Annotated in this window: 17 protein-coding genes and 1 other RNA gene; 15 read left to right on the forward strand and 3 right to left on the reverse strand. The window is 62.8% G+C overall.

Annotated features, from left to right (window positions below):
- Nucleotides 1–12 precede the first annotated feature (12 nt).
- Both ftsY and ASR47_RS13775 read right to left on the reverse strand, forming a co-directional pair.
- The gene (gene ftsY / locus ASR47_RS13770; protein WP_065308346.1) at nucleotides 13–1,071 is read right to left on the reverse strand and encodes a signal recognition particle-docking protein FtsY; all 1,059 of its coding nucleotides are present in this window, start codon (nucleotides 1,069–1,071) and stop codon (nucleotides 13–15) included.
- Nucleotides 1,072–1,184: 113 nt separating this feature from the next.
- Nucleotides 1,185–2,129, reverse strand: a complete 945-nt coding sequence (locus ASR47_RS13775; protein ID WP_065308347.1) for a MerR family transcriptional regulator — start codon at nucleotides 2,127–2,129, stop codon at nucleotides 1,185–1,187.
- A gap of 339 nt (nucleotides 2,130–2,468) precedes the next feature.
- Between ASR47_RS13775 and ASR47_RS13780 the strand changes: the two genes are divergently transcribed.
- The 3 genes from ASR47_RS13780 to ASR47_RS13790 all read left to right on the forward strand — a co-directional run bounded on the left by ASR47_RS13780 (nucleotide 2,469) and on the right by ASR47_RS13790 (nucleotide 6,001).
- Nucleotides 2,469–3,236 (forward strand): SDR family NAD(P)-dependent oxidoreductase, encoded by a 768-nt coding sequence (locus tag ASR47_RS13780; RefSeq protein WP_065308348.1) that lies wholly within the window; start codon nucleotides 2,469–2,471, stop codon nucleotides 3,234–3,236.
- Nucleotides 3,237–4,210: 974 nt separating this feature from the next.
- Nucleotides 4,211–5,275, forward strand: coding sequence for a porin (locus ASR47_RS13785; RefSeq protein ID WP_065308349.1), 1,065 nt, complete (start codon nucleotides 4,211–4,213; stop codon nucleotides 5,273–5,275).
- Between the two features lie 156 nt (nucleotides 5,276–5,431).
- Nucleotides 5,432–6,001: a hypothetical protein gene (locus ASR47_RS13790; RefSeq protein ID WP_065308350.1), complete on the forward strand. Its 570-nt coding sequence runs from the start codon at nucleotides 5,432–5,434 to the stop codon at nucleotides 5,999–6,001.
- A 10-nt stretch (nucleotides 6,002–6,011) separates the two neighbouring features.
- Here ASR47_RS13790 and ASR47_RS13795 read toward each other — a convergent pair whose 3' ends face one another.
- Nucleotides 6,012–7,709: a thiamine pyrophosphate-binding protein gene (locus tag ASR47_RS13795; protein WP_065308351.1), complete on the reverse strand. Its 1,698-nt coding sequence runs from the start codon at nucleotides 7,707–7,709 to the stop codon at nucleotides 6,012–6,014.
- Between the two features lie 173 nt (nucleotides 7,710–7,882).
- Here ASR47_RS13795 and rnpB point away from each other — a divergent pair.
- The 12 genes from rnpB to murC all read left to right on the forward strand — a co-directional run bounded on the left by rnpB (nucleotide 7,883) and on the right by murC (nucleotide 21,716).
- Nucleotides 7,883–8,222, forward strand: an RNA gene (rnpB, locus tag ASR47_RS13800) — RNase P RNA component class A.
- 625 nt (nucleotides 8,223–8,847) lie between these two features.
- On the forward strand, nucleotides 8,848–9,276 hold the full coding sequence (gene mraZ / locus ASR47_RS13805) for a division/cell wall cluster transcriptional repressor MraZ (RefSeq protein ID WP_065308352.1): 429 nt from the start codon (nucleotides 8,848–8,850) through the stop codon (nucleotides 9,274–9,276).
- Between the two features lie 9 nt (nucleotides 9,277–9,285).
- Complete coding sequence (rsmH, locus tag ASR47_RS13810) at nucleotides 9,286–10,263, forward strand: 16S rRNA (cytosine(1402)-N(4))-methyltransferase RsmH (RefSeq protein ID WP_065308353.1); 978 nt, start codon at nucleotides 9,286–9,288, stop codon at nucleotides 10,261–10,263.
- Nucleotides 10,260–10,532, forward strand: a complete 273-nt coding sequence (gene ftsL, locus ASR47_RS13815; protein ID WP_065308354.1) for a cell division protein FtsL — start codon at nucleotides 10,260–10,262, stop codon at nucleotides 10,530–10,532. Before rsmH ends, ftsL begins: the two co-directional genes overlap by 4 nt.
- Nucleotides 10,529–12,310: a peptidoglycan D,D-transpeptidase FtsI family protein gene (locus ASR47_RS13820; protein ID WP_065308355.1), complete on the forward strand. Its 1,782-nt coding sequence runs from the start codon at nucleotides 10,529–10,531 to the stop codon at nucleotides 12,308–12,310. The genes ftsL and ASR47_RS13820 overlap by 4 nt, the downstream gene beginning before the upstream one ends.
- Before the next feature lie 8 nt (nucleotides 12,311–12,318).
- Nucleotides 12,319–13,827, forward strand: a complete 1,509-nt coding sequence (locus ASR47_RS13825) for a UDP-N-acetylmuramoyl-L-alanyl-D-glutamate--2,6-diaminopimelate ligase (protein ID WP_065308412.1) — start codon at nucleotides 12,319–12,321, stop codon at nucleotides 13,825–13,827.
- An 11-nt stretch (nucleotides 13,828–13,838) separates the two neighbouring features.
- On the forward strand, nucleotides 13,839–15,269 hold the full coding sequence (locus ASR47_RS13830; RefSeq protein ID WP_065308413.1) for a UDP-N-acetylmuramoyl-tripeptide--D-alanyl-D-alanine ligase: 1,431 nt from the start codon (nucleotides 13,839–13,841) through the stop codon (nucleotides 15,267–15,269).
- 2 nt (nucleotides 15,270–15,271) lie between these two features.
- Complete coding sequence (mraY, locus tag ASR47_RS13835) at nucleotides 15,272–16,447, forward strand: phospho-N-acetylmuramoyl-pentapeptide-transferase (protein WP_065308356.1); 1,176 nt, start codon at nucleotides 15,272–15,274, stop codon at nucleotides 16,445–16,447.
- The gene (gene murD / locus ASR47_RS13840) at nucleotides 16,447–18,003 is read left to right on the forward strand and encodes a UDP-N-acetylmuramoyl-L-alanine--D-glutamate ligase (RefSeq protein WP_065308357.1); all 1,557 of its coding nucleotides are present in this window, start codon (nucleotides 16,447–16,449) and stop codon (nucleotides 18,001–18,003) included. Before mraY ends, murD begins: the two co-directional genes overlap by 1 nt.
- A complete protein-coding gene (ftsW, locus tag ASR47_RS13845) occupies nucleotides 18,003–19,214 on the forward strand; it encodes a putative lipid II flippase FtsW (RefSeq protein ID WP_065308358.1) in 1,212 nt (403 codons plus the stop codon). Before murD ends, ftsW begins: the two co-directional genes overlap by 1 nt.
- Entirely contained in the window at nucleotides 19,211–20,302 is a 1,092-nt protein-coding gene (gene murG, locus ASR47_RS13850; protein WP_245714345.1) for an undecaprenyldiphospho-muramoylpentapeptide beta-N-acetylglucosaminyltransferase, read from the forward strand. The genes ftsW and murG overlap by 4 nt, the downstream gene beginning before the upstream one ends.
- A gap of 10 nt (nucleotides 20,303–20,312) precedes the next feature.
- Entirely contained in the window at nucleotides 20,313–21,716 is a 1,404-nt protein-coding gene (gene murC / locus ASR47_RS13855) for a UDP-N-acetylmuramate--L-alanine ligase (protein ID WP_065308359.1), read from the forward strand.

The following is a 21,716-nucleotide window of genomic DNA, read 5'->3' on the forward strand; positions in this document are numbered from 1 at the left end:
TGATAGTGGGGCTTATCCGAGCAGGGCTTCGACAAATTCGGCAGCCACGAACGGCTGCAAGTCTTCAATTTTTTCACCGATGCCGATGAAATACACGGGCACCGGACGCACGCGGGCAATCGCCGCCAGCACGCCGCCCTTGGCGGTACCGTCGAGCTTGGTGATTACCAGGCCGCTCAGCTGCAAGGCGTCGTCAAACGCTTTGACTTGCGTCAGCGCATTCTGGCCCGTATTGCCGTCAATCACCAGCAAGGTTTCATGCGGTGCGCCTTCCATGCCCTTGCCGATCACGCGCTTGATCTTTTTCAGCTCTTCCATCAGGTGCAGCTGGGTCGGCAGGCGGCCGGCCGTGTCGACCATTACCACGTCGATTGCGCGCGCCTTGGCCGATTGCACCGAGTCGTAGGCGACGGCGGCCGGATCGCCCGATTCCTGCGAGATCACGGTAATGTTGTTGCGCTCGCCCCAGACCATCAGCTGTTCGCGCGCGGCGGCGCGGAAGGTGTCGCCGGCGGCCAGCAGCACCGATTGCCGGTTCGACTGCATGTGCTTGGCCAGCTTGCCGATGGTGGTGGTCTTGCCGGCGCCGTTGACGCCCGAGATCATCATCACCAGCGGCTTGTGGCGGCCCAGTTCGAAGCGTTTTTCCAGCGGGCTCAACAGATCAATCAGCAGCACTTTCAGGGCGGCCTTGACGGCGGCGGCGTCGAGCAGCTTGTCGTCCTTGACCTTTTTCTTCAACGCCGTCAGCAGATAGTCGGTGGCGTCGATGCCGGCGTCGGACATCAGCAGCGCCGCTTCGAGCTCTTCATACAGGGCGTCGTCGATCCTGGCGCCGACAAACAGCACCGACAGCGTGTTCGAGGTCTTGGACAGGCCGGCCTTCAGGCGTGTCATCCATGATTTCTTTTCCGGCTCGGCGGCCACGATCACGGGCACCAGTTCGGCCGGCGCGCCGGACAGGGCGCCAGACTGCGGCGACGGCGCGACAGGTGCGGCAGGGATGACAGGCTCGACAGTGACTGGCGCGGCCTCGGGGACGGCAGGTTTTTTCTTGAAGAAACTAAACATGGGTATGTGATGGCGGGTGCTTGCGCTTGGCCCGGCGGCGCCGGACGCTATGATCGGCCTATTCTACCAGAGCGTGTCCGCCGCCTCACGGATTGGCAACATTGTATGCGCCCTCAGTGCGCCGGTCGCAGTTGCCCCTGGTGGCGGCGGCGCCAGTCGTCCATCGTCTGCGCCACCTGGCGCAAGTCCAGTACATGCAGGAATGCGGGAGGGCGTTTGTACAGCACCGGGCTGCGTCCGCCAGCCCACACTTCCACCTGCGGCGGCAGGCTGGCCTGCAATTGCTGCAGGCTGTCGCGCGTCTGCTTCTCCTTGCTGGCGCTGGAAAACGACAGCGCCACGATATCGGCCCGTTGCGCACGCGCTGCGGCGGCGATGTCGGCCAGCGGCGTTTCCACGCCCAGCGAGATGCACTCGGCACCGGCCGCCACGCACAGTGCTTCTGCCATCAGCAGGCCCAGGCCGTGGCGTTCGTTGGGCAGGGTGGTGAGCACGATGCGCGGCGTGCGGGTGCTGGGCAGGCTCGGCTGCGGCATGGAAAAGATGGCGTGACGCATCACCGTTTGCATGGTTTCGCTATAGACATGCTCTTCATGGACGGCCAGGTCGCCGCAGGCCCATGCTTCGCCGACCAGGCTGGTCAGTGGTGCGATCACCTCGATGGTGAACTTTCTCAGGCCCAGCACGGCCAGCGCCTGGCGCAGCGCCGCGCCCAGTTCGGACAGGTGATGGCCGCGGCACAGGGCCAGATAGTGTTCGAGCTGGGGCTGTACCGGTTGCGACGCGGCCATGCCGGCGGCGGCCAGCGCGCGCAGCTGCGAGGTGCTGTGCTGCATGATCTTGCCAGGCCGGTAACCCATGTCCAGCAAACGTTTCACCATGCGCAGTTTTTGTACCTGCTCCGTGGAATAGCTGCGTTCGCCGTGGGCGTCGCGCTGCGGCTGCGGAAAGGCATAGCGGCGCTCCCATACGCGCAGGGTTTCCTTGGCCAGGCCCGTATCGCGTTCGACATCGCTGATGCTGAAGGCGGCGGGCAGGGGGTGCTGGTCTGTATACATACGGGTGGGCTTGCTTGATACCTGGAAGAACGTCTTGCCATTTTACGCCCTCCGTCAACCCCGGCAAATGCCTGAATCCGATTCAATATGGCTGGCGTACAAGTTTGCGAACCCGATAACAGTTATTGACACATATCAATATTTAATTGACACTCCCCTGGATTTTTTGTCCAGGACAGCCTGCAGGGCAGCCTGCTGGTTCACCGCGTCCGCCGTTAAAGGATAGCCTCATGCCTCGCCTGCTTGCCCTGTCCCTGTTTTCGCTGAGCCTGCTTGCAATCGCCGCGCCCGGCGCCACGGCCACGCCACAGTGTTCCGCCAGCGCGTCCAGGTGCGGTCATGAATGGCAAGATTGATCACTGGGTCGGCAAGCGCGTGTGGATCATCGGCGCGTCGAGCGGCATCGGCGCCGCCTGTGCCCTGCAACTGCTGGAGCAGGGCGCCTGCGTGGCGTTGTCGGCGCGCAGGCGCGACAGCCTGGAGCAGCTGTGCCAGGGCCAGCCGCTGGCGTTGGCCTTGCCGCTCGATATCACCCGGCATGAACAGGTGAGGGCGGCCAGCGAAGAACTGTTGCGCCATTGGTCGCGCATCGACCTGGTGCTGGTGGTGGCCGGCGGCTATCAGGCCACGCGCGCCGACAGTTTCGATCACGAAGCGGCCAGCAGCCTGCTGGCGCTGAACGTGGGCGGCGTATTGAACTGCCTCGACCATGTGCGGCCCGTGCTGCTCAGGCAGGGCGCGGGCGGTATCGGCATCGTCGCCTCGGCGGCTGGCTACGGCGGCTGGTCCGGCACGCTCGCCTACGGCGCCGGCAAGGCCGCACTGATCAACCTGACCGAATCGCTGTACCTGGACTTGCATCCGCATGGCATCGACGTGTACCAGATCAATCCGGGCCTGGTCGGCACGCCTGCAGCTGCAGGCCATGATGTCAGGATGCCGGCGCGGATGACAGCGTCCGATGCCGCCGGCGCCATGCTGGACGGTATCGAACGTGGCCAGTTCCATATCCATTTTCCGAAACGCTTCACCAATGCCTTGCGCCTGGCGCGGCTGCTGCCTTACCGCGCCTATTTCTGGTTGATCAGGAAGATCATCGGGAGATGATCGCCTGGCGCTGGCAAATGGTTGGGAAATTTTTGAAAAGAAAAAGAAGATATTGCAGGCCAGAACGATAATTCGATTGATACGTATCAAATCGTCGTTTTTAAACAACAAAATATGCGAAATATTCAGGAGTTAACATTGTAAGAAATTGTTTCAATTGTGTTGAAATTTGCAAGCAAAAGTCGCAACTCGGCAGGCTGCGGTTTTGCTTACCACAGCCGCCTGGGGACCTGGAAAAGTTTTCAGTAACTTAATTTAAATTACCCGAGGGTCAGTAATTTATTTGCTGTTCAGGCTATTTTTCCCGCAGGTCAAGCAAGCACGACAATTTCATCTACGCCCCTCAAACAGGCGTCATTGCACCAAAATGACGCACCATTTTGTCCACTTTTGGGCCTGCGCCAGCAGACTTTCACAGGGCGGTGTATGCTTCGTCCCGTTCATCCATTATCACCTTACAAATTGTCTGCTTTGTCGCGTAAATATGTAACGGTGTTGATGGCTGCAGCATGTTGATGTTTTAATCATGCGCCTGCTACTGTTGCGCTAATACAACGGCTTCCAGAGAGGCATGCGCTATGATGAAATGGTCAATCAGGCCAATGCATTGATTGGCAAGGGGCAGTGGCTCTGTCGCATAGTACGGTTGGCGACGGTCGGGGTGCCACAAAAAGGCCCCTGGCCTGGTACCGGAAGTAACATGTTGGAACTTGATGGAATGCGCAACGATCGTTATAGTGCCGCTTCCGGTGCCACCTGAGCACCCGAACTGGCGCACGAAATACGGTCTTTATGCAGCCTTCAAGCTAATCGGTGCAATAGCGTGCCGAATCCGATATGACTGTTCCCCTGACCGGAACAGCAGTGGCAGGTGGAGACCTTGCCCTCACTCATAAAAAGCGCTCTGCTAGAGCGCAGCTCGAGATGCATAGGCTGTATTACTTTTTGCTTCAAAAAATTAAAGGAAACATGCAATGAAAAAAACTCTGATCACCCTGGCAGTCCTGGCAGCAGCCACCGGCGTAGCCCAAGCTCAATCGAGCGTCGTCATCTACGGTACCGTTGACGCTGGTTTCGTCAGCGAGCGCGGCGGCAAAGACGGCAACGTCAACAAGCTGGACAGCGGTATTGCTTCGGCTTCGCGTCTGGGTTTCAAAGGCACCGAAGATCTGGGCAGCGGCCTGTCGGCTCTGTTCCTGCTGGAATCGGGTTTCAATGTTGATACCGGCGCGCAAGGTACCGGCGAAGCGCTGTTTGGCCGTCAAGCCTATGTTGGCCTGAGCAGCAAAACCACCGGTACCCTGACCCTGGGTCGCCAGTACACCCCGATCTACAACACGCTGTCGAAAGTTGCTGATCCATTCGCAGCCGGCTACTCGGGTTCCGCAAAGAACCTGTTCCCAGCGAACACCCGCACCAGCAACACCGTGCTGTACACCTCGCCTAGCTACAACGGCTTCGACGGCGACGTTGCTTACACCTTCGGCGAAAACGCTGCTTCGAACAAAATCGGCCGCAAAATCGGCGCGTCGGTTGGCTACGCAAATGGTCCTCTGAACGCTCGCGTTGCTTACAGCAACACCCAGAACGACACAGCTACCACCGAAACCGGCAGCGCCCGCAACTGGTTGGCTGCCGCCAACTACGATTTCGCAGTGGCGAAAGCTTACGTCGCTTACGGCGTGAACAAAGGCCTGAACAGCGCCCTGCGTAACAACGGCAATGCTGATTCGTTCAGCTACGTCGAAGCGCTGCCTAGCACCGACAGCACCACCGCACTGCTGGGCGTGACCGTACCAGCGGGTCCAGCTGGCACCGTGATGGCTTCGTACATCCACGTGAACGACAAGAACGCCGCCAACGCCGATGCGAACCAGTTCGCACTGGGCTACTCGTACGCTCTGTCGAAGCGCACCAGCACCTACGCTTCGTACGCCAAGATCTCGAACAAAAACAACGCCGGCTACACCGTTGGTAACAACAGCAATGTTGGTACCGGTGATAAAGCTTTCAGCCTTGGCGTTCGTCACTCGTTCTAAGCTGAACTACGCGCAAGCGTAGCTCATGACACCAGGCCGCCGTCAGCGGATGGCCTGATGTGATAAAAACGCGCTGTCAGACCTGGGTCTGGCGGCGCGTTTTTGCATTGGCGGCATCAGTTACAATATTGCTGTTAATAAAGTAGGGGAACCGTCATGTACCAAAGAAAATCGCTGCGCCTGGGCGCCTTGCTGCTGGCCCTGACGATGGCCGGCGCCGCCGGCGCCACGTTCGCGGCCGCCAAGGACAGGAAGCCAGCCGGGCTGGAGCGCTATGGCGTCAGTGTGTATTCCGATCTGTGCCTGCAAAAGGACAGCGGCGAAATCGGCGGCCAGCGCGTGACCCTGCATCGCTTTGCCGAGGCCGACACCGTCATCTATGAGTTCACGGCCGGTTCGCTGAGCTGGCCCATCGTCGCCAATGATGTCAACCTCGACGACGCCACCGGCGCATTCGATTTCACCATCGCCGGCGCCGACAATGAAGAACGCACGATTGCCGGCAAGTTTTCCAAAGACGGCAAGACCCTGGTCCTGGAAGGCGATTACTGTGGCGGCAACGTGCGCATGCCGATGAAACTGTCGCGCATCAGCGACTTTGGCCGCCCGCTGAAAAACTGTACGCCATGCCCTGCCGTGAAGCCGGCGCCCGAGGTGCCGGCCGAGCCGGCCACTCCCGCCGCACCTGCCGCACCGGCGGGCAATACGGAAATGCCGGTGGCCTGATCCCGGTTCTTTACCGTTTCGCTTTTTCAGCCTGCGCGCGGATGGTGTCCAGGGTGGCGTTCGGTGTGATCAGGTTGCCGTCATAGCGCAACTCGATCAGGGCCGGCAGCTGTTGCTCGCTGGCGTGCGCCAGTGCCCGCCGCAGCGCAGGAGCGAACTCCGGCGTCGTATTGACCACTTCGCCATGCGCGCCATACGCGTGCGCCAGCGCCGCAAAATCCGGGTTGTGCAAGGTGGTGCCCGAGACGCGGCCCGGGTAGTCGCGCTCCTGGTGCATGCGGATGGTGCCGAACATCTGGTTATTGAACACGATGATCACCACGCCGGCGCGGTATTGCACGGCCGTGGCCAGTTCCTGGCCGTTCATCAGGTATTCGCCGTCGCCGGCAAAGGTGATCACGGTGCGTTCGGGGTGCACGATTTTGGCGGCAATGCCGGCCGGCACGCCATAGCCCATGGCGCCATTGGTCGGCGCCAGCTGCGTGCGCAGACCGCCGTAACGGTAGAAGCGGTGCGCCCAGGACGCATAGTTGCCGGCGCCATTTGTGACGATGGTGTCGCGCGGCGCCTGCGCCATGATGTCCTGCGTCACTTGCCACAGGTCCAGCGGCGCCTGGTCATCCTGGAAAACCGGCGGGCGCTGCTGGTAACTGGCCAGTTCGGCCTTCGCCTCGGCCACGCTGCCCTGCCACGGCGCCGCAGCGACCGGCGCCAGCGCCGCCAGCATGGCACACATCTGTGCCATGCCGCTATTGATCATCAGCTCGGCCTGGTAGACGCTGCCCAGTTCTTCCGCATCGGCATGCACATGCACCAGGCGCTGGCGCGGCACGGGCGCGTCGAACAGCGTATAGCCGCCGGTGGTCATTTCGCCCAGGCGCGGTCCCAGCGCGATCACCAGGTCAGCCTGTTTGACGCGCGCGGCCAGCTTCGGGTTGATGCCGATGCCGACGTCGCCTATATAGTTGGGGTGTGCATTGTCGAGCAGGTCCTGGAAGCGGAAGGCGCAGGCCACCGGCAAGTGGTTCGCTTCGGCAAAGCGCTGCAGATCAAGACAGGCTTGCGGCGTCCAGGTGGCGCCACCCAGCAGCAGCAGCGGGCGTTTTGCCTGTGCCAGCATGCTGCGCAATTGATCGACCTGGCTGGCGGCCGGCGACGCCTGCACCGGCTGATAGGCGCCGGTGTCGGCCACGGTTGCCAGCGATACCAGCATATCTTCCGGCAAGGCCAGCACCACCGGGCCGGGCCGGCCGCTGGTGGCGACCTGGAAGGCGCGCGCCAGGTATTCGGGGATACGTTCGGCACGGTCGATCTGCGCCACCCACTTGGCCATCTGGCCGTACATGCGGCGGTAGTCGATTTCCTGGAACGCTTCGCGGTCGATAAAGTCATTGCCGACCTGGCCGATGAACAGGATCAGCGGGGTCGAATCCTGGTAGGCCGTGTGCACGCCGATCGCGGCATTGGTGGCGCCCGGGCCGCGCGTGACGAAGCAGATGCCGGGCTTGCCCGTCAGCTTGCCGTAGGCTTCGGCCATGAAGGCGGCGCCGCCTTCCTGGCGGTTGATGATGAAGCGGATGCTGGACTCGTGCAGGGCGTCGAGCACGTCGAGGTAGCTTTCGCCAGGCACGCCAAAGGCGGTGTCGACGCCGTGGATCTGCAGGGCGTCGACCAGGATCTGGCCGCCGGTACGGGAGGATTGCGTCATGTTCGGCTCTTTATGGCAAGTGGGATGAAAAAAGCGGGCAAGCGTGCAGCTTGCGCCATTTTAGGGGAGCCGTTTTCAGCCGGCTTTTGAAATGGCGACACCGAATTTCACAATTGCCCGAACTGCGCCACGGCTTTTTGCGTATCGTGCCGGGGCGCGGTACAATGGCGGGTGAAGCAGGCCAGACAGTCGCTGGCTGGTGCAGCAATGCACCGGCGGGAGGAAGGTCCGGACTCCATAGAGCGGGGTGACGGTTAACGGCCGTCCGCTGAAAGCTGCAAAGTATAAGGCGAGGAACAGGGCCACAGAGACGAGCGTATTAAGTTACGGTGAAACGCGGTAACCTCCACCTGGTGCAATTTCAAATAGGCACGCGATGATGCTGCTCGCGGAGCGTGCGGGTAGAAAGCTTGAGCGCCGGAGTAATCCGGCGCCTAGAGGAATGACTGTCATAGCGCCAGACCGCAAGGCGAGGCGCCGTAACAAAATCCGGCCTATCGGCCTGCTTCACTTGAATTCGCGTTTCCGGCCTGTCCGGCAACGTTCAGAAAGCCTCCGCAAGGAGGCTTTTTTGTTTCTTATCAGACAAATTTTATAAAAAGTTGTCTATACAATTTGAAGTATTTTGTTGATCAAAATTGCTGATTACTAATTATTTGCTGCAATGCAAAATATATGGCCTGCGTGGGCTGCGGCCTTGAAACTCCTTGTTTGTAGACGAAAATAGAATAAATTTTGCCTTAAAACAAGACAATCGTGATTGTGTGCGTTTTTGATGCCTGCATCGTGAAACTATTGTTGTGTGTCAACTACCTGCAAAAATTCCAATTTTTCCATTTCGTAATTTTCGATTTTTACGGTAGGAAAACACATGTGCGCAGATGAGGTAGCACATTCACTATCTGTCATAAGTATCTAATTTATCGATATATTTTTATTTGAAGCTGCTTCAACGATCTGCGCTAAGTCCTTAATTTCATTAATAAAATTCAAGTTTTACCAATCGGAAACCGCTTGACCACCCTCAGTGCTTACTCTAAAGTGGTCAACTGTGTGAAAAAGTGTGTTTTTGTGGGAAATTTTCCCTCGCCAAGGCGATCCCGAAGTCGTTGCCGCCCCAGCTCAAAAAAGGTCTTACGTGTTTCAAGGCGCGTCCGCTATCAGTCTCGATGCCAAGGGCAGGATGTCTATTCCTGCCAAGCACCGTGACGCGCTTGCCATCCAATGCGAAGGCCGCATGACCCTGACCCGCCACCCCGATGGCTGCCTGCTGTTTTTCCCCCGTTCCGTGTGGGAAAGCCACCGCCAGCAGATCGCCGCCTGGCCGATGTCGGCGCGCGCCTGGCAGCGCATCTTTCTCGGCAACGCTGTCGACGTCGAGCTGGACTCGGCGGGGCGCGTGCTGATCTCGCCTGAATTGCGCAGCGCCGCCGGCCTGTCGCGTGAAGTGATGCTGATGGGTATGGGCAGCCACTTTGAAATATGGAACGCCGCCACCCTGGCCGAGCAGGAACAGCAGGCCATCGCTGGCGGTACTCCCGATGTACTCTCCCATTTTTCTTTCTAAGGCTCCGTAATGACACTACTCACGGTGCCGGAATTTCAGCATCGCACGGTGCTGCTTGATGAGGCGGTCGACGCGCTCGACCTCGCGGGCGATCGCGCGCACGGCATTTATGTCGATGGCACGTTTGGACGTGGCGGCCACAGCCGCTTGATCCTGTCGCGCCTGGCCGCTGACGCGCGCCTGATCGGCTTCGACAAGGACTTGCAGGCGATCGCCACCGCCGAACAGATCGGCGACCCACGTTTTGACATCGTTCACGACAGTTTCGCCACCATGACGGCCAGCCTGGCCGCGCGTGGCGTGCGGCAGGTGGACGGCATCCTGCTCGACCTGGGCATTTCGTCGCCGCAGGTCGACGACGCGGCGCGCGGTTTCAGCTTCCGCAACGACGGACCGCTGGACATGCGCATGGATACCACGCGCGGCATCTCCGCAGCCGACTGGCTGGCGGTGGAAACCGAGCAGAATTTAGAGAAAGTGATACGCAATTATGGGGAAGAACGGTTTGCTTTTCAGATTGCAAAGGCGATTGTTGCTGGCCGGGCAGTGCAGCCAATTTCAAGCACACGACAGCTTGCCGGCATCGTGGCAGGGGCCGTCAAAACCCGCGAGAAGGGTAAGGACCCCGCTACCCGCACCTTTCAGGCAATCCGTATTTTCATTAACAAGGAACTCGAGGATCTCGAGACTGGCCTGAACCAGGCCTATGCCTGCCTGGCGCCCGGCGCGCGCATGGCCGTGATCAGCTTTCATTCGCTGGAAGACCGCATGGTCAAGCGCTTTTTCGCGTCCAAGGCCAATGTCGAGCAGCCCGACCGCCGCCTGCCGATCCGCGCGGTGGACCTGCCGCAGCCGGAAATGAAGCTGATTGCGAAGATGAAGCCGTCGGACGCCGAGATCGAAGGCAATCCGCGTTCGCGCTCGGCCGTGATGCGCGTGGCGCAGCGTTTGCCGATCCCCCTTGCCACCACGGGCGGCGCGCGATGACCGGCAAGCTCAGTATCGTGCTGTCGGCCCTGCTGGTCGCCTGCGGCCTGTCGCTGGTCAACGCGCAGTACCAGGCGCGCCATCTGCTGATCGACCTCGAGCGCGCGCAGGCCTTGTCGCGCCAGCTCGACATCGACTGGGCCCAGCTGCAGCTCGATCAGTCGACCTTGGGCAAGCATGAACGGATCGAAGCGATCGCGCGGCGCGACCTGAGCATGACGCCGCTGACGGCGGCGCGCACGCAATACCTGACGGAGGGCGGCCAATGAAGCTGGGCGGCAACGGCAGTGGCGGCCGCGTGGCGGCCTCGAAGGGCGTGCCTTTTTCGAAAAACCCGGTACTGGCCGTGCGCCTGCCGGTATGGCGTTCGCGCGTGGTGCTGTTCCTGCTGTTCTTCGCTTTTGCCGGCCTGGGCGCACGCGCCATGTGGCTGCAGGGCGTGTCGACCCAGTTCCTGCAAAAGCAGGGCAAGGCGCGCTATGAGCGCACCTTGGAACTGCCGGCCACGCGCGGCAAGATCACCGACCGCAACGGCCAGGTGCTGGCCTCGTCCGTGCCCGTGAAAGCCATCTGGGCGATTCCGGACGACGTGCTGCAGGCACCACCGGAAAAAATCAATGCGCTGGCCAACCTGCTGGAAATGAACGTCACCGAACTGCGCAAGAAGCTCGATTCGGACCGCAGCTTTGTCTACCTGAAACGCCAGGTCGAGATGGACGTGGCTGACAAGATCAACAAGCTGGGCATCGACGGCATCGACGAACGCAAGGAATACAAGCGCTTCTATCCGCAGGGCGAAGTGATGACCCATGTGGTCGGCTTTACCAACGTCGAAGACGTGGGCCAGGAAAGCATGGAGCTGGCGCAGCAAAAGACCCTGGTCGGCACCACCGGCAGCCGCCGCGTGATCAAGGACCGTCTGGGCCATATCGTCGAAGACATCGGCTTCATTCACGAGCCGCACGACGGCAAGGACCTGACCCTGTCGGTCGACAGCAAGATCCAGTACATCGCGTTTACCCAGCTGAAGGAAGCGGTGGAGAAATTCAACGCCAAGGCCGGCGGCGCGGTAGTGCTCGACGTGCACACGGGCGAAGTGCTGGCCCTGGCCAACTATCCGAGCTACGATCCGAACGACCGCCGCAAGCTGACCGGCCAGCAGCTGCGCAACCGCGTCATGACCGATACCTTCGAGCCCGGTTCGACCTTGAAACCGATCACGGTCTCGCTGGCGCTCGACACGGGCCGGGTCAAGCCGGGCACCCTGATCGACACGGGGCCGGGCCGCTATACCATCGCCGACCGCACGATTACCGACACCAAGCCGCACGGCGTGATCAGCGTGGCCGAAATCATCGAGATGTCGTCCAATATCGGCACCTCGAAAATCGCGTTGGGCATGCCGTCGCAGGAAATGTGGGAGATGTTTACCAAGGTGGGCTTCGGCCAGCAGCCGAAATGGGGCTTCCCCGGCGCCGTCGCCGGCCGCGTGCGTCCGTACAAATCGTGGCGTCCGGTGGAACAGGCGACCATGAGCTACGGTAACGGCATTTCGGTGTCGCTGATCCAGCTGGCCCGTTCCTACATGATGTTCGCGCGTGACGGCGACACGATTCCGCTGTCGTTCCAGAAGGTCACCGAGCTGCCCGTCGGCCAGCAGGTGATCAAGCCGAAGACGGCGGCCGACATGCGCGCCATGCTCGAACTGGTGGTGTCGGGTGCGCACGGTTCGGCCAAGCGCGCCCAGGTCGCCGGCTACCGCGTCGGCGGCAAGACCGGTACTGCCTATAAAGTGGAAAACGGCCGCTATGCGATGCCGCGCAAATACATCGGCTCTTTCGTCGGCATGGTGCCGATGTCGGCGCCGCGCTTCATCATTGCAGTGATGATCGATGAACCGACCGGCCTGTATCACTACGGCGGCCAGGTCGCCGCTCCCGCTTTCGCCGCGATCGCCACCAATGCGCTGCGCGCGATGAACGTACCGCCCGATTCCTCCGTTACCGAAATCGTGGTTCCGGCCAATGCCGGCCCGGAGGCCATGTGAAGCTGCTCATGACCATACAAGACATCAGTTCGTGGATCAAGGCTGCCGCCCCGGGCGCGCAGCTGACCTCCGATTCCCGCCGCGTGCAGCGCGGCGATGTGTTTTTCGCCTATGCCGGCGCCGGCCGCTTTATCGCCGCCGCCATCAAGCTGGGCGCGGCCGCCATCGTGCATGACGAGGCCGAAGGCGATATTTCTTCGGGCGTGCCACACCTGGCCGTGCCTGACTTGAAACGCCAGGCCGGCCCGATTGCGCACGCCTGTTACGGCATGCCCGACCGCGCCATGTTCAGCGCCGGCGTGACCGGCACCAATGGCAAGACCTCGTGCGCGCTGTGGCTGGCGCAAGCCCTGGCGCGCCTCGGTGAAACGTCGTCCGTGATCGGCACCCTGGGCGTGGGCCTGTGCAAGGCGCGCGGCGAGATCGACTTCGACGTCACCGGCTACACCACGCCCGACGCCGTGCTGCTGGCCCGTAAGCTGGCGGTGCTGCGCGACGGCGGCGCGCAGGCGGTGGCGATCGAAGTGTCTTCGATCGGCCTGGACCAGGACCGCGCGGCCGGCATGCATTTCGATGTCGCCATGTTTACCAACCTCACGCGCGACCACCTCGACTACCATGGCGACATGGCGGCCTACGAGGCGGCGAAAGTGAAATTGTTCGACTGGCCCGGCCTGAAAACGGCCGTGATCAACCTCGACGACGCCATGGGCCTGCGCCTGGCCGCGCACGTGGCCGGCAAACCAAAGGGCGAGATTCCCGTCATCGGCTACACCTTGCAGGACGCGGCCAGCGTGCCGGACCTGCCGGGCGTGCTGATGCTGCGTGCCAGCCAGTTCCGCAGCCGTAACGCCGGCACCGACTTCCAGCTCGAATCGAGCATGGGCACGGCGCCGGTGAAAACCCGTCTGGTGGGCCACTTCAATATCAGCAATGCGCTGGCCGTGCTGGGCGCCTTGCTGGCCCATGGCGCGCCGCTGCGCGCTGCGCTCGACGCGATCGAGGCCTTGCAGCCGGCGCCGGGGCGCATGCAGCAGGTGGGCGGCCAGGAAGCGCCGATGATCGTCATCGATTATGCGCACACGCCCGACGCTTTGGAAAAGACCCTGGCCGCCCTGCGCCAGGTGGCGCAGGACCGTGGTGGCCAGCTGTGGTGCGTGTTCGGCTGCGGCGGCGACCGCGATCCGGGCAAGCGTCCGCAGATGGGCGCCATCGCCCAGCAGGCCGACCATGTGCTGGTTACCAGCGACAATCCGCGCAGCGAAGATCCGCACGCCATCATCGAGCAGATCGTCGCCGGCATGCGCGAGGACGGTCCGCAGCCGCAGGCGATCGAAGACCGCGCCGCCGCCATTCTGTCGGCCATCAAGCATGCCGCCAAGCCGGACGTGATCCTGCTGGCCGGCAAAGGCCATGAGCCGTACCAGGAAATCAAGGGCAAGAAACTGCCGTTTTCCGACGCCGACCATGCGCAGCTGGCGCTGTCGGCGCGCCTGACCATGATGAGGACCAATTGATGGAGCAGACCGTGCACGCCACACTCGCACAAGTGCTGCCAGTATTGGCCTCGGCCGGTACGCGCCTGGCCGGCCGTTCCGACACGCCGTTTGCCGGCGTGACCACCGACAGCCGCCAGGCCGGCGCCGGCGCGCTGTTCGTCGCCCTGCGCGGCGAGCGTTTCGACGCCCATGATTTCCTGCTTGACGTGGCGCGCCAGGGCGTGGCGGCGGTGATCGTCGAAGACCTGCCCGAGGGCTGGGACGACAGCAAGGTCGCCGCCATTGTCGTGCCCGACACCCTGGTGGCGCTGGGCCGCATCGCCAACTTCTGGCGCCGCCAGTTCGACCTGCCGGTGATCGGCGTGACCGGCAGCAACGGCAAGACCACCGTCAAGGAAATGCTGTCGTCCATCCTGGCCGCCGCCTTCGGCGAGCAGGACCGCCTGGCCACGCGCGGCAACCTGAATAATGAAATCGGCGTGCCGCTGACCCTGTTCCGCCTGGCCGCCCACCATGACGCGGCCGTGATCGAGATGGGCATGAACCATCCCGGTGAAATCGCGCGCCTGGCGGCGATTGCCGAGCCGACCGTGGCGATGGTCAACAACGCCCAGCGCGAACACCAGGAATTCATGCACACGGTGGAGGCGGTGGCGCGCGAGAACGGCGCCGCGCTGGCCGCCTTGCCGCAAGACGGCGTGGCCGTGTTCCCGCACGGCGACGAATTCACGCCCTTGTGGCAGGAACTCGCGGGCACGCGCCGCGCGATCCTCTTCGGCCTGTCGAAAGACGCCGAAGTGAGCTGCACCCACCGCGCCGCCGAGGACTTCGGCAGCGACCTGTTCGTCAGCGTGCGAGACGAGCAGGGCGGCGTGCAGCAGTTTTTTGTCGGCCTGCAGGCGGCCGGCGAGCATAACGTGAAAAACGCGCTGGCCGCCGTTGCCTGCGCGTTCGGCGCCGGCGTCAGGCTGGACGCCATCAAACAGGGCCTCGAAGCGTTCGCGCCGGTGGCCGGGCGATTGCAGCACAAGCGGGCGATGAACGGCGCGACCGTCATCGACGACAGCTACAACGCCAACCCCGATTCGGCGCGCGCGGCCATCGACGTGCTGGCGCAAGCCGGCGCGCCGCGCATCCTGGTGCTGGGCGAAATGGGGGAAGTGGGCTCGCAAGGGCAGCAGTTCCACGAAGAGATCGGCGCCTACGCCGCCGCCAAAGGCATCGAGCACGTGCTGGCGACGGGCGGCCTGGCGCGCCATATGGTCGCCTCCGGCAACGGCGCGGGGACAGGCACGGTCGTGGAGTATTTCGAACAATTCGACGGTTTGCTGGCGGCGCTCGACGCGCTGCTGGCGGCCCGTTCGGATGCAACAGTATTGATCAAGGGCTCCCGCTTCATGAAAATGGAACGGGCCGTGCAGCATTTGATTGGTTCAAACAATAACAAGGAAGCTCACTAATCATGCTGCTCTGGCTCGCTCATTATTTCCAGGACGACATTGGCCCACTGCGGGTCTTTAACTTCATCACCTTTCGCGCCGTCTTCGCCACCCTGACCGCCATCCTGATCGGCCTGGTCGCCGGCCCGGCCGTCATCCGCATGCTCACGCGCCTGAAAGTTGGCCAGGCCGTGCGCACCGACGGTCCGCAAACGCACCTGAAAAAACACGGCACGCCCACCATGGGCGGCGTGCTGATCCTGATCGCCATCGGCATTTCCACTTTGCTGTGGTGCGACCTGTCGAACCGCTTTATCTGGCCGGTGCTGATCGTCACCCTGGGCTTTGGCGCCATCGGCTGGGCCGACGACTACCGCAAGGTGGTGCACCAGGACCCGGAAGGCATGCGCTCGCGCGAAAAATATTTCTGGCAGTCGCTGATCGGCCTGGCCGCGGCCTTCTACCTGGCGTTCTCGGTGTCGATTTCCGAACCGAACGCGGGCCAGGTGTGGAACCTGATCTACGCCTGGGTGCAGTCCGGTTTTGCGATGGACCTGCCACCGAAGGCCGACCTGATCGTACCGTTCTTCAAGACCATCAGCTATCCGCTGGGCGTGTGGGGCTTTATCGCGCTGACGTATTGCGTGATCGTCGGCACCAGCAACGCCGTCAATTTCACCGATGGCCTCGATGGCCTGGCCATCATGCCGACCGTGATGGTGGGCACGGCCCTGGGCCTGTTCGCCTACCTGACCGGCAACGCCACCTATGCGCGCTACCTGTTCATCCCGCATATTCCGGGCGCCGGCGAACTGGTGATCTTCTGCGGCGCGCTGGCCGGCTCCGGCCTGGCCTTCCTATGGTATAACACGCACCCCGCCAAGGTATTCATGGGCGACGTCGGCGCGCTGGCACTGGGCGGCGCGCTCGGCACCATCGCCGTCATCGTGCGCCAGGAAATCGTGCTGTTCATCATGGGCGGCATCTTCGTGGTCGAAACGCTGTCGGTGATCATCCAGGTGGCGTGGTTCAAATATACCAAGAAGCGCTATGGCGTGGGCCGCCGCGTATTTTTGATGGCACCGCTGCACCACCATTTTGAACAAAAAGGCTGGAAAGAGACGCAGGTTGTCGTGCGTTTCTGGATCATCACCATGATGCTGGTGCTGCTCGGCCTGACCACCCTGAAGCTGCGCTGATGATGTACGCCAATCAAACCGCACTGGTACTGGGGCTCGGCGAGTCCGGCCTGGCGATGGCCCTGTGGCTGGCCCGCAGCGGCGCAGCGGTGCGCGTGGCCGACACGCGCGAAGCGCCCGAGCGCCTGGCCGCCTTGCGCGAAGCAGTGCCAAACGCGCAGTTCGTCGCCGGTGCATTTAATGCTGAACTGCTCGATGGTGTCGACTTTGTCGCCGTCAGCCCGGGCCTGGCGCCGCAGCGCGAACTGGCGTCCATCGCGCCGGCGGCGGCTGACAGCAATATCCCCGTCTGGGGCGAGATCGAACTGTTTGCCCAGGCGCTGGCCGCGCTGAAAACAGAACGCGGCTATGCACCGAAAGTCATCGCCATTACCGGCACCAACGGCAAAACCACCGTCACCAGCCTGGTGGGCCTGCTGTGCGAACGGGCCGGCCTGGCCTCGCGCGTGGCCGGCAATATCAGCCCGGCCGCGCTTGACGTGCTGCGCGAAGTGCTCGACGCGCAGCCGGTACCGGCAGTGCCGGAAGAAGGCGCGGAAGTGCTGGAGCCGCTTGCCGGCAGCCTGCCGCAGGCGTGGATACTCGAATTGTCGAGCTTCCAGCTGCACACCACCTTCAGCCTGCAGGCCGATGCGGCCACGGTATTGAATCTGTCGCAGGATCACCTGGACTGGCATGGCGACATGGCCGCCTATGCTGCTGACAAGGCGCGCATCTTTGGCGAGCACACGGTGCGCGTGCTGAACCGCGACGACGCGGCGGTGATGCGCATGCGGCATGCCATGGTCGAGACCGTCACCTTTGGCACCAGCGAACCACAGGAAGCCGACAGCTTTGGCCTGGTCAACGAGCGCGGCGTGTACTGGCTGGCGCAGGCCGTGCCGAGCGAAGAAGTGATCGAGAAAAAGCGCAGGAAAAACGATCCGGCGCCCGAAGCCGTGCCGACCATGGCGAAAAAACTGATGCCGGCCGACGCCCTGAAAATCCGCGGCCAGCACAATGCTTCGAACGCGCTGGCGGCGCTGGCGCTGTGCCGCGCCATCGGCCTGCCGTTCGCGCCGCTGCTGCATGGCTTGCGCGAATACCAGGGCGAGCCGCACCGCGTGGAACTGGTCACGGCCGTCAATGAAGTCGAATACTACGACGACAGCAAGGGCACCAACGTGGGCGCCACGGTGGCAGCCATCAATGGCCTGGGCAAGGCCTTTGGCGGTGCGGATCAACGCCTGGTGCTGATCGCCGGCGGCGACGGCAAGGGCCAGGATTTCTCGCCCCTGGCCGAACCGGTGTCGCGCCATGTGCGCGCCGTGCTGCTGATCGGGCGCGATGCGCCGGCGCTGCGCGCCGCGCTCGAACCATCGGGCGTGGAGCTGCTCGACTGCGCCAGCTTGGCCGAAGCGGTGCAGCAGGCGTCAAGCCTGGCCCAACCTGGTGACGCGGTGCTGCTGTCGCCGGCCTGCGCCAGCCTGGACATGTTCAAGAACTATGCGCACCGCGCGCAGGTGTTTGTCGACGCCGTGCGCGACATCGCGCTGGATAACGGACAGGATCTCTGATGGCCTTCCAGCTGCCTTTCGGTTTCGGTTCCGGCTCGGCTGCCAAGCCGCTGGACGGCCGCGCGCGGCAGTCGAAGATGATGGACTACGACCAGCCGCTGATCTGGGTGGTGCTGCTGCTGATGCTGCTGGGCATGGTGATGGTGTATTCGGCCTCGATTTCGCTGTCGGACGCGCGCAAGTTCGCCGCCTACACCAACAATTATTTCGTCGTGCGCCAGGCGCTGTTCATCGGCGTGTCGATCATCGCCAGCGCGCTGGTGTTCCGCATCCGCGTCGCCACCTGGCAGAAGATCGCGCCGTGGCTGTTCATCGGCACCCTGGTGCTGCTGGTGATGGTGCTCATTCCCGGCCTGGGCGTGTCGGTCAATGGCGGCCGCCGCTGGCTGAACCTGCCGGGCCTGCGTCCGCAGCCTTCCGAGCTGATGAAGGTGGTGATGGTGCTGTACGCGGCCGACTACACGGTGCGCAAGCAGGAATACATGCACAAGCTGACCAAGGGCTTCATGCCGATGGCGCTGGCCGTCAGTTTCGTTGGCCTCTTGCTGCTGATGGAGCCCGACCTGGGCGCCTTTGGCGTGATCGTCTGCATCGCCATGGGCATCCTGTTTTTGGGTGGCGTCAACGCCATCTGGTTCGGTGGCATCGGCGCCATGCTGACGGCCATTTTCGTTACCATCATCGCGCTGTCGAAATTTCGCCGCGAGCGCTTCTTTGCCTATTTGGACCCGTGGCAGGAAGACAATGCGCTGAACAAGGCCTACCAGCTGACGCACTCGCTGATCGCGTTCGGGCGCGGCGAACTGTTTGGCGTGGGCCTGGGCGGCAGCGTGGAAAAACTCCATTACCTGCCTGAAGCACATACCGACTTCCTGCTGGCCGTGATCGGCGAGGAACTGGGCCTGGTGGGCGTGCTGATCGTGATCGGCATGTTCTACTGGATTATCAAGCGCGCCTTCGATATCGGCCGCCAGGCGATCGCCATCGACCAGACCTTTGCCGGCCTGACGGCCAAGGGCATCGCCATCTGGATCGGCGTGCAGACCTTCATCAACATGGGCGTGAACCTGGGCCTGCTGCCGACCAAGGGGCTGACCCTGCCTTTGATGAGCTATGGCGGCACGGGCGTACTGATCAACTGTATCGGCCTGGCGATCCTGCTGCGCATCGATTATGAAAACCGGATCCTGATGCGCGGGGGCCGGCTATGAGCACTGTAAAGAACTTGAAGACGAAAAAACTGATGATCATGGCGGCCGGCACCGGCGGCCATATTTTCCCTGGCCTGGCGATCGCGCAAACCATGATCGCGCGCGGCTGGGAAGTGAGCTGGCTGGGCACGACCCACGGCATGGAGCAGGAACTGGTGCCGAAAAGCGGCATCGCCATGGACGCCATCGCATTTTCGGGCATGCGCGGCAAGGGCCTGGGCCACACGGTCAAGGGCGGCTTCAAGATGATCGCCAGCCTGTTCGCGATCCGCGGCTTTATTGCGCGCCGCAAGCCCGACGTGGTGATGGGCATGGGAGGTTATGTGACGGTGCCTGGCGGCCTGGTGGCGCGCCTGTCCGGCGTGCCGCTGGTGCTGGTCAATGCCGATGCGGCATTACTGTTGTCGAACAAGACACTGCTTCCGCTGGCACAGCAGGTATGCTTCGGCTTCCCTGCGGAGTTTGGCGATGCGGCCAGCAAGGCGGTCGTCACCGGCAACCCGGTGCGCGCGGAAATCCTGGCGATGGCGCCGCCGGCGGCGCGCTTCGAACACCGCGCTGGTCCCTTGCGCATTCTGGTGGTGGGCGGCAGCCTGGGCGCGAAGGCGCTCAACGACAGCCTGCCGGCCGCGCTGGCCTTGATGCCCGAGGGCGAGCGGCCTTTGGTGACGCACCAGTCGGGCAAGAAGAATATCGACGCCCTGCGCGCCTCGTACGGCGCGGCGGGCGTGACGGCCCATGTGGTCGACTTTATCGACGACATGGCCGAGGCCTATGCGGCGGCCGACCTGGTGATCTGCCGCGCTGGCGCCATCACCTTGTCGGAGCTGACGGCGGCCGGCGTGGCCAGCGTGCTGGTACCGCTGGTGGCGTCGACCACCAGCCACCAGCGCAATAACGCGCAATGGATGGCGCAGCAGGGCGCGGCGATACACCTGCCGCAAACGGAAATGAATCCGGCGGCGCTGGCGGCGATGCTGGCGTCGTTGACGCGCGAGAGCTGCCAGCAGATGGCGCAGGCGGCGCTGGCGGCAGGCAAGCGCGACGCCAATGAGGCGATCGCACACGTATTGGAACAATTGGCATGAGGTTAGTTCTGTGAAGCATAAAGTAAACAATATCCACTTTGTCGGCATCGGCGGCAGCGGCATGAGCGGCATCGCCGAAGTGCTGGTCAATCTCGGCTACAAGGTGTCGGGCTCGGACTTGGGCAGCAATGCGGCCACGCAGCGCCTGGCCAGCCTGGGCGCGACCATCATGCTCGGCCACGCGGCCGAACACGTCGGCGACGCCGATGCGGTGGTGACCTCGGGCGCCGTGCCGCAAGACAATCCGGAAGTGGCGGCCGCGCGCGCGCGCAAGATCCCCCTGGTGCCGCGCGCCGTGATGCTGGGCGAATTGATGCGCCTCAAACGCGGCATCGCGATTGCCGGCACCCACGGCAAGACCACCACCACCAGCCTGGTCGCCTCCGTGCTGGCACAGGGCGGACTCGATCCGACCTTTGTGATCGGTGGCCGGCTGACCAGCGCCGGCGCCAACGCCAAGCTCGGCTCGGGCGACTACCTGGTGGCCGAAGCGGACGAATCGGACGCCTCGTTCCTGAACCTGACGCCGATGATCGAAGTGATCACCAATATCGACGCCGATCACATGGACACCTACGAGCACGATTTTGAAAAGCTCAAGCAGGCCTTCGTGCAGTTCACGCACCGCCTGCCGTTCTATGGCCGCGCCATGCTGTGCGTCGACGATCCGCACGTGCGCGCCATCATCCCGTTCGTCACCAAGCCGGTCACCACCTACGGCTTTGCCGAAGACGCCGAAGTGCGCGCCATCAATGCGCGCGCCGTCGGCCTGGAAATGCATTTCACGGTGCTGCAGGAAGGCTATCCGGCACTGGACGTGGTGCTGAACCAGCCCGGCATGCACAATGTGCAGAACGCCTGTTCGGCGATTGCGATTGCGCGCGAGATCGGCATCGCCGACAGCGCCACCCAGCAGGGCCTGGCCGAGTTTTCCGGCGTGGGCCGCCGCTTCACGCGCTATGGCGAGGTGGCGCTGCCGAACGGCGGCAGCTTTGCGCTGGTCGACGATTTCGGCCACCACCCGGTGGAAACCGAAGTCACGCTGGCCGCCGCGCGCGCCGCGTATCCGGGCCGGCGCCTGGTGCTGGCGTTCCAGCCGCACCGCTACAGCCGCACGCGCGACCTGTTCGAAGACTTCGTCAAGGTGCTCGGCGCGCCCGACGTGCTGCTGCTGTCGGAAGTGTATGCGGCCGGCGAAGCGCCGATTGTGGCTGCCGATGGCCGTTCGCTGGCACATGCGTTGCGCGCGCGCGGCAAGATCGAACCGATTTTCGTCGAATCGATGACCGACATGGCCGACACCATCATGAGCGTGGCGCGCGACGGCGACGTCGTGCTGACCATGGGCGCGGGCTCGATCAGCGGCATTCCGCAACAACTGACCACATTTCCATCCAACACCGCAAAGGCCTGA

Origin of the sequence: Janthinobacterium psychrotolerans (genome assembly GCF_001677885.1) — a bacterium.
GTDB lineage: Bacteria > Pseudomonadota > Gammaproteobacteria > Burkholderiales > Burkholderiaceae_D > Janthinobacterium > Janthinobacterium psychrotolerans.

Bases quoted from the DNA above. Each gene is read 5' to 3' on its own strand.
- ftsY (WP_065308346.1), bottom strand. From the start codon at position 1,071: ATGTTTAGTTTCTTCAAGAAAAAACCTGCCGTCCCCGAGGCCGCGCCA.
- ASR47_RS13775 (WP_065308347.1), bottom strand. From the start codon at position 2,129: ATGTATACAGACCAGCACCCCCTGCCCGCCGCCTTCAGCATCAGCGAT.
- ASR47_RS13780 (WP_065308348.1), top strand. From the start codon at position 2,469: ATGAATGGCAAGATTGATCACTGGGTCGGCAAGCGCGTGTGGATCATC.
- ASR47_RS13785 (WP_065308349.1), top strand. From the start codon at position 4,211: ATGAAAAAAACTCTGATCACCCTGGCAGTCCTGGCAGCAGCCACCGGC.
- ASR47_RS13790 (WP_065308350.1), top strand. From the start codon at position 5,432: ATGTACCAAAGAAAATCGCTGCGCCTGGGCGCCTTGCTGCTGGCCCTG.
- ASR47_RS13795 (WP_065308351.1), bottom strand. From the start codon at position 7,709: ATGACGCAATCCTCCCGTACCGGCGGCCAGATCCTGGTCGACGCCCTG.
- rsmH (WP_065308353.1), top strand. From the start codon at position 9,286: ATGACACTACTCACGGTGCCGGAATTTCAGCATCGCACGGTGCTGCTT.
- ftsL (WP_065308354.1), top strand. From the start codon at position 10,260: ATGACCGGCAAGCTCAGTATCGTGCTGTCGGCCCTGCTGGTCGCCTGC.
- ASR47_RS13820 (WP_065308355.1), top strand. From the start codon at position 10,529: ATGAAGCTGGGCGGCAACGGCAGTGGCGGCCGCGTGGCGGCCTCGAAG.
- ASR47_RS13825 (WP_065308412.1), top strand. From the start codon at position 12,319: ATGACCATACAAGACATCAGTTCGTGGATCAAGGCTGCCGCCCCGGGC.
- mraY (WP_065308356.1), top strand. From the start codon at position 15,272: ATGCTGCTCTGGCTCGCTCATTATTTCCAGGACGACATTGGCCCACTG.
- murD (WP_065308357.1), top strand. From the start codon at position 16,447: ATGATGTACGCCAATCAAACCGCACTGGTACTGGGGCTCGGCGAGTCC.
- ftsW (WP_065308358.1), top strand. From the start codon at position 18,003: ATGGCCTTCCAGCTGCCTTTCGGTTTCGGTTCCGGCTCGGCTGCCAAG.
- murG (WP_245714345.1), top strand. From the start codon at position 19,211: ATGAGCACTGTAAAGAACTTGAAGACGAAAAAACTGATGATCATGGCG.